Below are 17,303 nucleotides of genomic sequence, written 5' to 3' on the forward strand. Positions count from 1 at the left end.
TTTCTCCTATATTATGTCTTTATTATTATAAAAATATTATAAATAAATATTTCTAAAGCTTAATTTTATAAAAGAACTTTCCATAAAATTACCATACCAAACTATTTTTAAATAGTTTAAAATGTTCAGGACAAAAAACATTAGATTATTGCGTTAAACCGATTTAAGCTTGATGATAACAATTTACTATATTATAAAAATTACTAATGATATTAATTACTTTTTAAAACAAAAATATAGAAGTATAAAACGAAAAAAATGGAAAATTTACAAAGTCTTAAAAAGTATTCAAAAATCAGTTTACTTTTAATTGGTATTGCGATAATTTTTGGAATATTATTGGGCACTTCTGCTTTAGCGGCCGTGTCTTGTAATAATACAAAATTTGCTATAGCCAGACTTGCGGGTTCAGGTGTTTTAAGAACCGTTTCTTTAATTTTTTCAATAGCTGCAGGAATTGCAATTTTTGTATTATCAATCTTAGGTTCTATTAAGCTTGAAAATTAAGTAAATCAAATGAACATTTTGCATAATTATTTGTACTTTGATTAATACTAGCAATTTTAAACTGAATTTCTGTTTTCATGCTACTTGTAATAAATGGATCATATATTTAAATTGTTTTCTTTATTTTTGCTATTGTTGTTTATTCGATTTTAATTTCCAAAGCAAATAAAGTACAATTCTCATAAAACTACAAAAATCATGTGTGTGCATGTTTTTTATCTTCAAATATTTTTTATTGATAATATTTTTATATAATCCAACAAACACAAAAACAAGACAAAATATTCAAATATTGCTAGAGATATTAAATTAACTTAAAAATGTAATTTCATCAAATAAGTTTAGTATAATTAAATTACTTATATATAGTATAATAAATAAATTACTTAAGGAGGAATAATGGTTGAATTAGGAACAGGATACTTTATTTTAATGATAATTATGGTGGTTATAGGTGTTGCAGCTACTGCTGCTATTGTAACTTTCTTTTTAACAAAACGTTTCTTTGAAAAACAATTAAGAGAAAATCCACCTGTAAATGAAAAAATGATCCGTGTTATGTTTGCTCAAATGGGAAGAAAAGCTTCTGAAACACAAATTAGACAAATCATGCGTTCAATGAAAAATGCAAAAGATAACTAATAATTTTTTATAATAATTCATTATGAAAATAATGAGTTTTTTATTTTATAAAGGAGTTTATGGAACATTTTCTAAGATTTATTCGCAATAGTAAATTAACGAAACTTTTTTCAAGATTTTTCTTGTACATGAAAAAAGTTTCTAAACTGAAATATTTATTATTAGTTTATTTTTTAATAATTTCGCTTTCAAGTCTTTTACTATGAAGTCCATATACACAACAAAATCCTGAATCAAATTGATTTACTGCACAAAACTATGTTGATGCTTTATTTACAACAGCTAGTGCATTCAGTGATACAGGTCTAGTTGTTAAAAATACATATTCTCATTGAAATATTTTAGGACAAGCGGTTATTGCAATTTTAATTTTGTCAGGTGGAATTGGGATTTTTGCTCTTAAGTTCTTCTTGATTAACTTAGTTTTCAAGAAAAAAGTTACTTCATTAGATACCTTAAAAATGATCCAACATGAAAGGGGTCATGAGGATGTTAATAAAATTTCGAACGTTTTAAAATCATCAGTAACTTTTATTTTAATCACTTCCTTGCTTTCAGGTGTTGGTATGAGTTTTTACTTTTATTATTCAGAACCAACATCAACTTATGGAATCGAGCAAGTTGTAGGTGAATTTGTTAATCCACAATACAATTGAGAATTATCGTTTAGATTTGGTTTTTTCCATACTATTTCAGCTATTAATAATGCTGGTTTTGATATCATATCCGGCAATTCATTAATGCCATATTACGGAAACATTACATTACAAGTTTGATTTATTGTGCTTTTAATCATTGGTGGTCTAGGTTATCCGGTAATTTATGATATTCATAGATTCTTTAAACACATTATTAAAAGAAAAGCTGGTAAATACCGTTTTTCATTATTCACAAAAGTTTCAACATTAACATACTTTTTAGTTTTCCTTGTTGGTTTCTTAATCTTCTTTGGTTTTGAATATACATCAACAACAGCTAATTCATTATGAAATAAAGTTTATGTTCCAAACAACTTAATTGATAACTATACAAAATGAGTTACAGTTGTTGGACAATACAAACAAAACAACTCAGAGCTTGGAGTTGTAACATATAAAGAATTATTAAGCTTAGTAACATTAGAAGATAAAAACGTTTTAAAAACAGAAGTTGCAAAGGAGTTTTTTGATCTTTTAAATACAGAAACTGAAACAGGGACTTTAAAATTTTACCTATCTAAAGGTTACATGTATGGAGATGACTTCCATAAAGTCTTTGCAATTTTATTCTCTTCACTTTCAACAAGGAGTGCAGGATTTGCAACCGTTAACATGCGCGACTTCACAAGAAGCTCAATCATGGTTATGATTATAATGATGATTATAGGTGCAGCTCCTGCTTCAACAGGCGGAGGAATTAGAACCACAACCTTTGCTGTTATTATCTTAAGCGTTATTTCAGTTATCTTAAGTAGAAATAGAGTAAGAGTGTTTAAAAGAGCAATTGAACCCAAAACTGTTTTTATGTCAGTTCAGGTATTTGTCATTGCATTGATTATTTTAATTATTGCAACTTTAATTTGTTTTACTTCATTTGATTTACATGGAGGAAACATTCATACAAATGAGCTTTCAATTAATAATGGTCAAGATGTTCATAATTCATTCTATGAATCAGAACATATTTGATTTGAAGTAGCTAGTGCCTTTGGAACTACTGGATTATCAGCTGGTGTAACAAAAGAATTTAATATAGCTTCAAAAATTACATTAATCTTTGTTATGTTCATCGGTCAATTTGGTATTTCTTCAACATTACTTGTGTGAAAACGTAAAAATTCAAATAAAAGAAATTATGAATATGTCACAGCGGACATTGTTATAGGATAGGAGAAAAATGAAAGTTAGATATTCAGATGATATAGCTGTTATTGGATCAGGTCGTTTTGGTCAAGCTGTTGTTGACCAATTACTTAAACTTGGTAAAACATTAACACTGATTGATAAAGATGAAGAAAATTTAAAATCATATAAAGATGATATTGAAAATTTAATTATTGGTGATGCAGCTGATGTTAAGTTATTAAAAGCTAATAGAGTTGATAAAATCGGAACAATAGTTGTTGTTGTTCCTGAAAATATAGAAATTGTTGCTGCATTATTAGAAATCCAAGCTAAAAATATTATTGCAAGAGCAACAAGTTCAAGACATGCTAGAGTTTTAAGACAAATTGGAGTTGAAATTATTGTCAACCCAGAATTTGAAGCTGGTAAAAGAGCCGCTTTAATCGCGGCTAACAAAAGCTTTCTACAATATAGTGAAAACTTACAAGAAATTGGAGATGATTTTGTTATAGGGACTACTGTTGTTAAAAACAAAAGCCTTGATTCAAAATTTGTTAAAGACATCGACTTTAATAAAAAAGGTGTTACTTTAGTTTTAATTAAATCAAAAGGTAAAAGTATTCGTCCAACAGGTTCATCAAAAATACACGAAAATGACGTATTAACTTTAATCGGAGAAATCTCAGATGTTAATGCTGCCTTTGAATGATTAAACAAAACACAATAATATATATAATTAATAATAAAATTTTCAAGCCGCTTTTGGCTTGTTTTTTTTATAAAATAACACTCATTTTTTCTGAAATTTTTTTGAAAAAAATTATGAAAATATTTGTGCCTAAAAAAGTTAGTGGTAAAATTTGGTAGGATAGTGGGAAAAAATGGTAAATATAATTTATGGACAACATTCTCGAAATGCTGATGATAAGAACAGAGTTATCTTGCCGCCAGCGATTAGAGATTACTTAGGAACAAATTTTATGGTTTCAATCGGATTCGACGGAAATGCTGATTTACGCACAAAAGAAGAATTTATGAAATATATTAAAATCCTAGAAGACAAAAGTTCTTTTGATAAAAGAACAAGAATTTTAACTAGAACCATTTTAGGTAATAGTTTCGAAATAACACTTGATGCCATGAATAGAATGAGTTTACCTAAACATATTGTTGAAAAACTTGCTATCCAAAAAGAAATTATTTTTGTTGGTGCCGGTTCACTTGTTGAAATGTGATCAAAAGAAAAACTTGAAAGTTTCGAAAGTCAATATAGTCACGATGATTTAGCGGCTATTGCTCAAGATCTTTCTGATAAATAAAATGGATAAATTACATTATTCAGTTATGTTAAATGAAACAATAGATAGCCTAGGGATTAAACCTGATGGTATTTATGTGGATTTAACACTCGGTATGGGGGGACATTCAGCAAAAATCCTTGAAAAATTAACAACAGGACATTTATACTCTTTTGATAAAGATGGGTACGCTATAAAAATGGCGGATCAAAGATTATCAAAAATTAGTGATAAATATACCTTAATTAAAAGTGATTTCCAAAATATAAAATCAGAATTAAGGGCTCTTGGTGTTGAAAAAGTAGACGGAATAATAGCTGATTTAGGATTCTCTTCGCCACAAGTTGATCAAGTTGAAAGAGGTTTTAGCTACAACAAAGATGCGATTTTAGATATGCGTATGGATAAAGATCAAGAGTTTAGTGCTCTTGACGTTGTTAACACATATTCTGAACAAAAATTAGGACAAATTTTATTAGATTACGCTGATGTAAAGCTTTTCAAAAAAGTTGCTAAGGCTATCGTTTCCAAACGTCCTATTAATACTACTTTGGAATTAGTTGATATTATCAAAAGTGCATATCCTGCAGCATTATTAAGAGCAAAAAACCCTGCAAAAGCAGTGTTCCAAGCAATAAGAATAGAAGTAAATAATGAAATTGATTCATTAAAAACAATGCTTAATGATTCGATGAAACTTCTTGATAAAGGTGGCGTTATTTCAATAATAACTTTCCATTCAATAGAAGACAGAATTGTTAAAAACTTTTTTAAAAAACTTACTGTTTCAAATATACCTGATAAGATGCCAATTCAGGTTGAGAAAGAGTATCAAATTAAACAAATATTACCATCAGATGATGAAATCAAAGAAAATAAGAGATCTAAAAGTGCAAAATTAAGAATAATAAAAAAATGTTTATAAAAAAATAATATGGAGGTAGATATGAAAGACAAAATGTTTGTTACTTTTAACATTTCTAAAACATTTTTAAACATATCTTCAATCCTTCAGAAAAATAACAGCTTTATTAAAGCTGAAAAAAATGAATATATATCATTTAATTCGTTAAATGAATTAAATGAAAAAATTCAAAATAAGCTTGATTCATTTTCAAGAAATAAACAAGAAAAAGTATTTTTAAATTTTATTTTTGAAGATAATTTCTTTGAGAATTACACATATGTTTTAGAAGAAACAAAAACTTTATCATATGAAGATTTTATAAGTAAAAACAATATATCTTTAAAACAAACTGACGAAAATTGAATAATAAATTCTGAAATATACAAATTTCAATTAATAAATAATGGGATTTCAAAAACTTATAGTCAATTTCCGGAAAACACAGACTATGAACAAATAATAATTCATACATCAAATTTATTCTTAAAAAGAAGTGAATTAGTAGATATTTTTCTTTCAAAATTAGTTGCTGATCTCAATGAAATTGAGAGAAGAATTAGCTGTAAATTCAAGATCATGAACAGCTCACAAATATTAGCTAGCGAAAATAGAACAGAAAAACCTGAACTTTTAATTGATTTAAATGAAAATTATCTTGCGATTAACTTAGTTAGAAACGGGATAATTATTAAGAATTCATTAATAAATTTTAGTTATAACAATTATTTGAAATTCCTTAGTGAAAAGTTTCAAATATTATCAAATGAAGTTAAATACAGAGTAAAATATCTTTTAGGTGAAAAAAATATTTCTGAAAGCGCAAATACAGAAATGGAAATAATTAATCAAAAGATTGCTGAAAATATTAACTTAACTAACAAGCGTTTAGCTCAAATGCTAACAAATTACATTTTACAAATAAAATCCAAAATTAATATTGTTGATGTATTATTCACAACTACAGAAAACACATTCTTTAATCATTTATTTAAACAAATAAGTAAAGATTTAGAAACAGCAAATGTACCTTTAATATTTGATAAAAAAAGTCAATACACAAACATTGATTTTGCTAAAAATATTGAGTACAAAACTTCAATTCTCATTAACAAAATGTCAAAAATTGAGACAATTAGATCTCAAAATAAGACAATTACAACAGAAATTGTATTAGAGAAGTTATTTGATAAAAAACTTAAAATGAACTTTCTTTCATCAATATTTAGTTTTTTATATACTAAGAAAATTCTTTAATTATTAAAGTATAGATCAGTCAAATTTTAATCCTTTTCATAACTTTTGTATCTATATTGTAGGCCGATTATTCACAAATGAGGTAATTAATTGAACAAAAATTAGCTTTCTAATTTTTGTTTTTTTATACCTTTTTTTTACACCATATTCACACGTGTAAATTTTTCTTTTTTTGTGGTATTATATACTAAGTATATAATATGAAGTTAAAATAAAGGGGTAAAAATTATGAAAAGTAAAAAAGTTTTAACATCAGTCTTCGCCTTGCTTGTGAGTGCTTCGGTGCTTACAGCATGTAATGCACCAGGCTCTTCAAAGCCGATTTCATCGGGTGGTAAGGATATTAAAGTCACTCAACCAGGAGATGGTGTAGAAGTTCCTGGATTACCAACTAATCCAATAATCGGTGGTAGAGTTGGAGGAATAGAATCACTTGTAGATAGTGGTGATATCTCGAATCCAAAAGAAAGAAACTTCATTAGAAGTAGATCATTAAAATTCATTAGTAAGAATCAACCAATCAAATATGTCGCATTTGGTGACTCACTAACAGCTGGTTTTGATGGTACATTACCAAAAGACTATAAAGGAAAACTAGAAGTTGATGGTTCAATTTCTGGACTTTCTTATCCTTCATTTTTAGCAAGAATGCTTAATGTTAATGGAAGAGTTCAATCATATGATAACTTTGCTATCTCAGGTTCAAGAGTTCTTGACTGAATTAAATTATTCGAAATGAACTATGATGGCAAAGATGTTTCTGATAAAGTAATCACAAGCATCTTCCCTAACAAAGAAGAATTTAAAAATGAAGTAAAAAGCAAGTTAGCAGAAGCTAACTTAGTTACATTCACATTAGGAGCTAACGATTTATTTAGCTTAATTTTAGACTCAGTTAAAACACAAGATGCCTTAAAAATTGTTAAAAAATTCCTGGACAAAAAACCCCTTTTAAATGACGCGATTATTTTCTTTAATAATTTATTTAAAGATAGCTTACCTGAAATTAGAAAAAGATTAATCACTTTTATTAGTAATTTAAAAACTCTTGCCCCTAAGGCAAACATTAACTTAATTTCATATCCGATCCCAATGCAACTTTTATTTAATGTTTTAAATAAATATGTTTCAAACCAATTACTTCAAGACTTAGTTAAATTGGATGCTTCAAACATCTTTATTGAAATTATTAACGATAACTTACAAGAAGTTGCAGAGATTACATCAATTAATTTTATTCAAACATACAATAATAAATTCTGAAATGCAAACGTAAAAGACCTTTCTTCAATTTACTTAGACATTCACCCTGGTACAAAAGGTTACAAAAAAATTGCGCTTGATTTATATTTAAAAATTACAAAACCATACCTTAACTTAAAATACTATGAAGGTTATGATTTTGATAAAGATTACATTTTAAAAGATGCAGCCTCATCCAAATACCAAATCGAAGTTGGTTTAAGTGATAAAGAAGCAATAGGCGCAAGCAATACATTTGATTATTTAAATCATGAAGTTGCTGACGAAATTGAAGTTAAGACACAAAGATCACCATTTAACTTTGGCAAAAGAATTTCTGAACTTTCAAATATCTTCCAATACCTTGTTGTCGAATTTGTTGAGTTCTTAACTGATAATGCAATTTACAATGAACTTGACCCTGAAAGAAAATTAAAACAATTATTAGTTGATAACAATCACTTAGGAACACCTGCTCTTGTTAACTTAGTTCAAGAGGTAATGAGTTCAGGAAAACTTGAAAGTATTTTTGCAAACATTCAAAACCAACTTTCTGCTTCACTTGAGCAAGGTGATATTACATTTGAGAAATTTACAAAAATATTTATTGATAATTTTGTGAATTTAGATAATATTGCTTACTTAATTAAAGTTATTTCAAAAAGCCAATTATTAAGTAATAACAAAGAAGAACTTGCAAATGTATTCAAAACAATTATTGACAACTTTTTCAAAAGTTATAGTGCAAAAGTTAGTGAAATAGTTGAAAAGCCAATTTTTGAAACAGTTGGAAGTGAATATTTCGAAGAAGGAGAAATCACTTCATTGGTTGCTGAATTATTAGGTTCTCAAGACTTTGTAAACTTAATCAAAAAATTTGTTGATGTATACATCTATAATTCAGAAGACTTTGCTGAAATCGAATCAATAAATGATTTCATTTTATCGTTCTTCAAAAATCAAGCAAATAATAGAGAAATTGCAACATTAATTAATCAAAACTTACAGAATGTTTTAGAAAACAAGAAAGTTAAGCAAATTTTTGGTAACTTATTGTACAATGTTCTAAAAAGCAAAAACTTAACAAACCAAATCACAAAAGAACAAATTGTTCAAGCAGTTGATGATTTATTAAGCTTAGCAAACGGTTTAAATAATGAATTTGATTTAACAAATGTATTAATTAAAAATCTTCTTAATGAATTACCTGTACATGGAATTACAAACTTTTCACAATTAATTTCAAATTCATTAAAAGCAACTTTCAATGAAGTATTTGGTGGACAAAACTTTAACAAAAACTTTGTAGCATTAGTAAAAACATTTTCTAATTCAGATTTAATTGAAAATAATAAACCTTTATTAAAACAATTAGTTACAAATTACTTAGAGTCACAAAGCTTTGCTTCACTATCAACAGTTGTTAGAAATGCAGTTGAAGGAAGAAGAATTACAAGATACTTCTCAGCAGCAGCTTTCGAAAGACTTAGTCAAGTTGTTTTTGGTGGGCAATACATTAAAAACTTATTCTCAAGAGCAGTCGACTCAACAATTGAAAATCACGATGCATTTAAAAATGTAACTTCTACAAATGAAATTATTATTAAAGTTCTTGAACACACAGATCTTGATGAAGTTAAAAATAATATCTCAGGTTTAATTAACTCAATTAAAGATTCAAAAGATTTCCCATACTTAATTAAGGACATCTTTACAAGCTTCTTTACAAAATACAATATTCCTGTTGATCCAAGAGCTCAACAGTTCTTTGATGATCTATCAAATGATGCTAAAGCAATTATTGATGATTTAAACTTTATTGAACCATTTATTACTGATGTTTTTGATTTCATTAAAACTATTAGAAATTCAGAAAATGCAATTGAAGAATTTGATAAATTACCAGACATTATTTCAAAAAGCTTAAGCAAACATCTTTTAAATGATCCAATTGGGTTAATCAAAAAACTAGTTGCTAAGCCATATGTTAGAAATAACGTTGATGCTATTGCATTATTATCAAAAGTTGTATTCAATGATGTTAAAGCTAGAGGATATTGAGCAGGAGTTGTTGAAGCAAACATTGATAAAATTTTAAAAATCAATGACTTTAATAAATATGTAGATAAAGATGAAGTGAGATTAATTACTTTAATGGTAGTTAACAATGAAAACTTAGGCGAATTACTTGAAGAGTTAATTAAAACATTCATTAACAACCAATCACTTTTAGATAAAGTAACTTCACCAAAAGAATTATTTGATGCATTAATCACAAATAGAGAATTAAAAAATACTTTAATCGCACACTCTAAACCAATTGTTAAAGAAGTATTAGCTTCTGGTTCATACAAAAGAAGTATTGCGAAAGCAGTTATTGAAACATCAAAAGGAAGCTTCTTTGAAGTAGATGAAAAATACAAAGTATTATTCGAGAACGCTACAAGAAGTATTATTGAAGTTCTTAACGCAACAAACAAATTTGATCAATTTATTGATACTATTTTTGAAGTATTAGCAGTTTCAGAAAATATTGAAGAAATTGTTAAAAAGTTACCTTCAAAAATGAGTGATATCTTTGATTTATCAATTTCTGAAATTTACCGTGCAGTATTGAACTCAACAGTCTTAAATTTTGATAGAGATTTATTAAAAGAGTTCTTAAAAGAATTCATTACAAGAATTCAAGACAACAAATTTGTAAATACAGCATTTAAGTTACTTCCAGACAAATTCCCATACTCATTAACTAAAGATGAAGTGAAAGCAACATTTACAAAAGTAACACAAAATGAAGATTTTAGAGCAATTCTTGATAAATCAGTAGACTTTATGTTTGCTAACTTAGATAGATTTAAAGAATCAACTTCTGCAATTGATAACTTAAATATTGTTTTAGCTGATAAAGACTATTTAGAAACAGTTAAATCACATCTAAAAGCATTTATTTCAGCAATTAAAGACGATACAACAATTAAGAAAATTGTAGTCAACTTAATTCTTTCATTTGAATCAAAAGAAGAGTACTCATGAATTTTAAATGAAGTAACAAATAAAGAAAGATTTATCGAAAACGTTTATAGTTCATTATTAAAAGAATTTGATCACTTAAATGTAATTCCTAACTTATTCAAAGGTCTTGAATCATTCTCAAAATTAAATGTTAAAACTCCACAAACATTAACTAAATCAATTGTAGATGAATTTGTAGCTGAGCTTAAAGGACGAAACTTAGAATCAAACTTCACAAGAGTGTTAAGATCACTAAGTAATGAATTCTTTAGAGATAACTCACAGAACATTGTGCAAGTTGTAAAAAACATTTACAACCATTACTTATTAAATAGAGAAAACTTAGAAAGTGTTTTACACCTTGTTAATGAAGGAACAAATAATTCATTAAGTAATTTAACAGAAATAACAGAACTTACAGAATTAGCTATAAATATTTTTGAAGATCAAGAAATTAAAAACTATATTTCTGGTCAATTAACAAACTTAGTAAGCAATGAAAATAAATTCAGTCAAGTTCAAAACTTTAATGAAATTTTAAAAGTAATCTTAATCAATCTTGATAAGGAACAATTAAAATCATTAATTAAAAACTTATTTGATAAAGTTAAAACTAACCCAACATTAAGAAGGCTTGTAGCTAAAATATTAACAAACTACATCAAACAAAATCATCCAAGTGTATATGATGAAGTTCAAACAAGCTCATTCTTTAATAACTTATTAACAGATATTTTCAAACTTGAAGAAATCTTGGATGTTAAAGATCAAGTAGTAGACAAGTTTATTGAAGCAATTTCATTAACAAACACAAATGATGATTTAAATCAAAAACTTAAAAACTTTGTATCAGAAGTTAATAATATCTTTGTTACACGTGCTAAAGAAAAAATGAATGACATTATTTCATTTGTATTCAGATCAAATGTCTTTACACACAACAAACCATACACACTTCGCTTAATTAAATTCTTTGCAGAACATGTAATAGAAAATACAGATTTATTATGAGAACCAATCAATAGTTTCTTATCTACAAATAATTTAATTGATACAAATAGAAAACTAAACAAAGAGCAATTTGATAAATTAAGAGCATTTATCTTACATGTAAATAACTATAGCTCAACTTCAACAATCATTAATAATGTTCTTTCATTTACAGATGAAGAAGTAAGTAAAATTGTTGATTTAGAGACATTTAAAAATGTAATTGGTAAAAAAACAATTAATGCCTTAAACTTAAGTGAATACCAATTATTAAAAGCAATTTTAAGTTCAGATTACTTATCAAGTGAAAGAGAATTTGTTAAACATGTTCTTGAAAAAGTTCTTAATAAATACTTAACACAAGAAACAATTAATAGTTTACTTGAAAATGCTTCATTAAATTCACTTTCATCATCGTTAGGTATTCAAGAAGCTAACTTAAAATCATTTATTACTAAAGTATTAACAAACGACAAAATTAAAGATGTAATAAAAATCATTGCAGACCATGTTTTAAGCAACTTAGATTCATTAAGAGGAGCAAACTCATACAATGATTTAATTAAACAAATTTTCCGTATCGAAAATCTTAAACCTGCTTTAAGAGAAAAATTAATTGCATTAATTAATGATGTAGTTAACAATGATAAATTCAAAGAAGATATTAAGTCATTTATTTTAAGTGTTCTTAATAACGAATTATTCAGTGTGTTCTTTAAAGGTGTTCAAAACAAACAAAGAATCGCAGATAACATCATTGAAGTTTACGACATTTTTGATAATAACTTAAGCTTAAATCAAATCATTTTCGATACATTGTTTGAACACTTAAAAGAAAATGGATATCAATTTAATATCACAAGTCTTTTAAGTAGCTTTGGCTCATCATTAAAAGATAGATTAAACTCTGAAGAAGGTGCTGAAGCTAAAGTTGTAAAAATGGTTAAAGAATTAGTTAACTCTAAACTACTTAACCAAAATAAAGAAGACTTATCAAGAATTATTGTTAACGCTTTAGAGAGTTTAGGAAACAAAGAATCATTCAATAAAATTATTGATTCATTAAGCAAGGCTCAAAAAGACAAAATTACTCAATATATCCAGATTTCAGACTTAAAAGTTCTTTTAAACTTTGTTTTAGGAAATACTCATTTCCACTCAATTTTAGATAACTTAATTAAAAGGGTGTTTGACAACCTTTCAACACTTAATGATGTAACTTCATACTTTGATATTATTAAGAGAGTTTTAGCTATCTTAGACCTTGAAAGCCTTGAAACACATGTTTTAGGATTAATGGAAGATATCTTATCTAGAAATGAAGTTAATGATTCAGTTTATAGATTATTAAAACAAACATTAGGTAACTTTGGTGTTAATACAAATGATGGGGGAATCGATGTCTTTATTAGAGACTTATCAAGAAACCTTGATACATTATTAAACCAAACAGATTTACTCAAACCAATCATTAAGAAATTCTTCGAAAAACTTAAACATGCTTCAAGAAGTAATAATAAAGAAAAGCTGATTAACACCCTTTCAACTATCTCAGTTGATATAGTAAAAATTATGAAAGATAAAGTCACAAGTGATCCAAAATCATTTGTTGACAATCTTTTAGAAATTCAATTTATTAAAGACAACAAACCAGCCCTTATCAAAACAATTGCACAATTATTAATTGGACTTAAAGATAAAGGAACATTAAAAACAATTGCTTATGGTATTATTGACGATTTAAATCTTTCAGCAGATACACTTGAAGTGTTAGACAAAACAACACTTAAAAAGTTAGTTGATATTGTTTTAAGTAAAGAAAACTTAAACAACTTAATTACAAACATAGTACCTGAATTATTGAATGATACAAACTGATTGAATCACATTAATGATCCATTTAGATTGATTAAATCATTAATGGCTAAACCAAATGTTTTAAGATTAATTAAATCATTTATCAATACCTTTGTAGATGGTTTTGTTTCAGATCCCAAAACACCAGCTGTAATGTTAAGACTAGTTGAGAACTTCGCTAGAAAATACGACATTAACTTAAGAGGGTTTGACAAAACTATATTAATTAGAAATGTAACAAATTCAATAATTCCGTTTGCTAAGGATATTGATTTATACCCAAGAATAATTGATATTGTTGCAGAACAAATTAAGGTTTCATTAAATGTTAATGACCTTCTTGCAAATGTTAAGTTAAAATTATCAAAATCATTTGATTTAACAGATTACAAATATCTTAAAGCATTCTTAAACAGATTTTCATGAGTAACACAGAGCAAAAGTGAAGTTTCAGCTATTGCTTTAAGATTGTTTGATAAATTCATGGCTTCAGAAGAATGACAAGAAGTCCTTGTTAAACAAGTATTAAAAGTACCTTTTGTAAGCAAATATGGTGTTAGAAATTCAGATATTAAATTAATACTTAAAGCACTTAAAGAAGCTCCGGCTTTTGAAACAGGTATTTTAATCATAATTACTCATATCCTAAATAACTGAGATACATTAAAAGAAGCAAATAGCTACTCAGAATTATTTGATAAATTAATCAATATCGAACCATTAACAAACACACTAAAAAGATTTGCTGAATACACAATTAAAACTGTGCTTGAAAGTAGAGATTTTTCACAAGTTGGTGCAAGAATATTTGTTACTGAAATCAATAAAACAAAATACAAAACATTATTAAAAGATATTACTAATCCAGAAAACTTAATTAGCAACATTTTCGGTATTATCTCTGTTGTTAACAAAAACCTTTCAATATCAGATAATATAATTGATGAAGTATTTAAAAAACTTCAAGCTAATGAAACAATTGATACAACACTTTTAACTAACTCACTTCAAACAACAATTAACAAATTTATTAATAATCCAAGATTTGAAGCTAACTTAATTAACTTATTAAAAGAAATTGTTAAAACAGAAGGGATCAGAAATAATAAATCACAATTTGGAATTTTATTTAAAAATACTCTAAATCTTTTATTCAGTGAACTTAACCCTGGTCAACTAGTTTGACAATCATTTAACGATCAAATTAAAGCATTTATTAATGAAAACTTTGTATCTGGTGAACAATTCGCAAATGTAATTAATGATTTTGCACAATTACCAGATCTTAGAGATCTTATAGGTAACTTAACAAATTACTTTATCGACAATATTGATGACTTTAATGAAGTAACAACAATTTCTGGATTAATCAGAACATACTTTAGAAACCACGATAATGAAACATCATTTAAAAATAATTTAAAACAAATTATTACTAAAGGATTAAGTAAAAATAACATTAAGTCATCATTAAGATCTATGTTAAATAAATTATTTAGATTCATTAATGTTCACAACAATCAACATGCTGAACACTTAATCAATGTGATTTCAAATGATTTTGGTGACTTATTAAATAGATCAGGTGTATTTGATCAAACAATTAACATTTTAATTGAAGAAATTAAAAATAATGAAGGCATCAATGATGTTCTATCACATGCAAAAGATAGAATATTAAATGAATTAACACCTGCAAACTTCAACTTTATTAAGAAATTAGTTAATGATCCATTAGTACAAAATAATAAAGAAAAAGTACTTTCAGTAGTATTAGAAGGTATTACAAACTTCTTGAATGATGAAACAAAAATTAGAAAAGTTATTAATGACTTAAATCTTGCTAGTTTACTTGTAACAAACGAACAAGATTCACCAATTAACCTTGAATTAATTAATAATATGATTGTTCTCGCGATCAAAAACCCAGATTTAAGAGATGCATTAAAAATTTCAATTAACGATTTTATTGAAAGAGCAAATGTTTATAATGAAAATCAAAGCTGATTAGGAGCATTAAATACATTATTAAAAACACCTAAATCTGCAGAATTAAAAACTAAGTTTACAAGATGAATTAAAGCAACACTAACAAATCCAGATACACAATTAGTACAAGGTGCTGCACAATTCTTAATTTCAAAATTAAGAAACTCAGGATTCATGTTAGAAACAGTTGGTGATGATCATAGATTATTATCAAACATTATTAATTCATTCTTTAGAACACTTGCAGAACGTCCAGAGCTTAATACAATCATTGATAAAATCTATGAAAACATCAAAGCAATTGATTTTAGTAAAGGCGAAAGAGAAAATATTAAATTAGTTAAAGATGCAATTTCAAATGGTGCCTTTAGCTTAATCTTAACAGAGGATAATAGAAATATTTCATTTAGTAAAGTTCTCTCACAATATGACTTTTTAAAATACATGCTTGATAGAATCGGTGATAATAATTATGTAACATTTATTACTAGATTATTTGAATCAAGTGATAGAAAACAAATGACAGGTATTTATGCAACAATTAAAAACCAATTAATACCTGGATATAATTCATCTCACTCATCAAATGAAACATCTTCATCATCTAATAACGGTGGAGGTAGCCAATCAAGTGATTCATATGGTTTCACATTTGATGAAAGTATCTTTACAGTTGTAGAAAGAACCAAAAAGCTTATTTCATTACTATTTAGACCTATTTATAGAGACATGATATATCAAGCTGCAAAGGGCAACTATAACTTTGATCAACCAAAAGCAAACATGCATTATAAAGCAATCTTCAGACTTTCAACTCTAATGTTATGATACGTACATGATAAAGCAGTTAGTGGATTTAAGTTCTGAAATGGTACTTCATTAGACGTTGAAACAATCTTTGTTTCAGCACTTGATGATGCCTTCTTAACAGCAAAAGGATGATATCCAAACCAATTCAATTCACTTCCTAATTGAAAAAAACAAGTAATTGGGGCTGACTGAAGAGGGAACTATAATTGAGACTTCGTTGTGGGTAATAGAAGTATCTCAACAAACTTAAGAAACTACTGAAAAGATCAATTATTCGCATATATTTACTATAGAAAAAATAACCTTGATCGTCACACAGGTAAAACAATGACTGATGCATTATTAGATGCACTTAAAAAAGGTAGTTTTTAATTAATAATCATAAGTTAAATGCCATATTTAAGTATGGCATTTTTCTTTTGTTATACCAAATTATTAAACTAGAAACTTTTTGTAAATTCCTTAATAATGTATAATAAACGCATCGAATGGAGTTTTATGAAAAGTTACAAACATATTCATTTTTCACTAGCAGTTAACTTTGTTTTATCTATTTTCTTTATGCTATGAATTTTCTTATCATTAAGAGTTTCAGAATTGTACAATTCAAGTTTGCTATACAAAACAGTTTTACCAGTGTTTTTAGCTCTTTTATTAATTAACGAACTATTTAATTTACTTATTATTAAAAGTGATCTTAAATGATATAAAAGATTATTAATTATGCCTTATTGATTATTAAAAAATAAAAATCAAGTTAAGTTAAATGAAAATAAAAAGGTTCAAAAACTATTTGTATTTTTAAGTTTCTTAATTGGGCTAACAATATTAATTACTTATCTAGCGTTAGGGTTTCGAACAAGTAATTGAGAGTACTTAAATTTAATTTCTGCTGGTTTAATCCCATTAGTTATTTGACCAATTTCACAACTTTTATTTTATAAATCAATTTTTAATAATTAAAAAACAGAC

At 26.5% G+C, this 17,303-nt stretch carries 9 protein-coding genes; all 9 read left to right on the forward strand.

Annotated features, from left to right (window positions below; translation table 4 throughout):
- The first annotated feature begins 258 nt into the window (after positions 1 to 258).
- Positions 259 to 507 carry a hypothetical protein gene (locus D2846_RS01440; protein ID WP_117275135.1) on the forward strand — a complete coding sequence of 83 codons (249 nt, stop codon included), beginning with the start codon at positions 259 to 261 and terminating at the stop codon, positions 505 to 507.
- Positions 508 to 906: 399 nt separating this feature from the next.
- Positions 907 to 1,149: a YneF family protein gene (locus D2846_RS01445; RefSeq protein ID WP_117275137.1), complete on the forward strand. Its 243-nt coding sequence runs from the start codon at positions 907 to 909 to the stop codon at positions 1,147 to 1,149.
- Between the two features lie 128 nt (positions 1,150 to 1,277).
- Positions 1,278 to 3,017, forward strand: coding sequence for a potassium transporter TrkG (locus D2846_RS01450; protein ID WP_223211527.1), 1,740 nt, complete (start codon positions 1,278 to 1,280; stop codon positions 3,015 to 3,017).
- A gap of 7 nt (positions 3,018 to 3,024) precedes the next feature.
- Positions 3,025 to 3,699 (forward strand): potassium channel family protein, encoded by a 675-nt coding sequence (locus D2846_RS01455; RefSeq protein WP_117275141.1) that lies wholly within the window; start codon positions 3,025 to 3,027, stop codon positions 3,697 to 3,699.
- Positions 3,700 to 3,853: 154 nt separating this feature from the next.
- Positions 3,854 to 4,291, forward strand: coding sequence for a division/cell wall cluster transcriptional repressor MraZ (locus D2846_RS01460; RefSeq protein ID WP_117275143.1), 438 nt, complete (start codon positions 3,854 to 3,856; stop codon positions 4,289 to 4,291).
- A gap of 1 nt (position 4,292) precedes the next feature.
- Complete coding sequence (gene rsmH, locus D2846_RS01465; RefSeq protein WP_117275145.1) at positions 4,293 to 5,195, forward strand: 16S rRNA (cytosine(1402)-N(4))-methyltransferase RsmH; 903 nt, start codon at positions 4,293 to 4,295, stop codon at positions 5,193 to 5,195.
- 21 nt (positions 5,196 to 5,216) lie between these two features.
- On the forward strand, positions 5,217 to 6,431 hold the full coding sequence (locus D2846_RS01470; RefSeq protein ID WP_117275147.1) for an MAG3720 family protein: 1,215 nt from the start codon (positions 5,217 to 5,219) through the stop codon (positions 6,429 to 6,431).
- Between the two features lie 228 nt (positions 6,432 to 6,659).
- On the forward strand, positions 6,660 to 16,703 hold the full coding sequence (locus D2846_RS01475) for an SGNH/GDSL hydrolase family protein (RefSeq protein WP_117275149.1): 10,044 nt from the start codon (positions 6,660 to 6,662) through the stop codon (positions 16,701 to 16,703).
- Between the two features lie 126 nt (positions 16,704 to 16,829).
- Entirely contained in the window at positions 16,830 to 17,294 is a 465-nt protein-coding gene (locus tag D2846_RS01480; protein ID WP_117275151.1) for a hypothetical protein, read from the forward strand.
- Positions 17,295 to 17,303: the final 9 nt, after the last annotated feature.

Origin of the sequence: Mycoplasmopsis edwardii, from assembly GCF_900476105.1 — a bacterium.
Classification (GTDB): Bacteria; Bacillota_I; Bacilli_A; order Mycoplasmatales; family Metamycoplasmataceae; genus Mycoplasmopsis; species Mycoplasmopsis edwardii.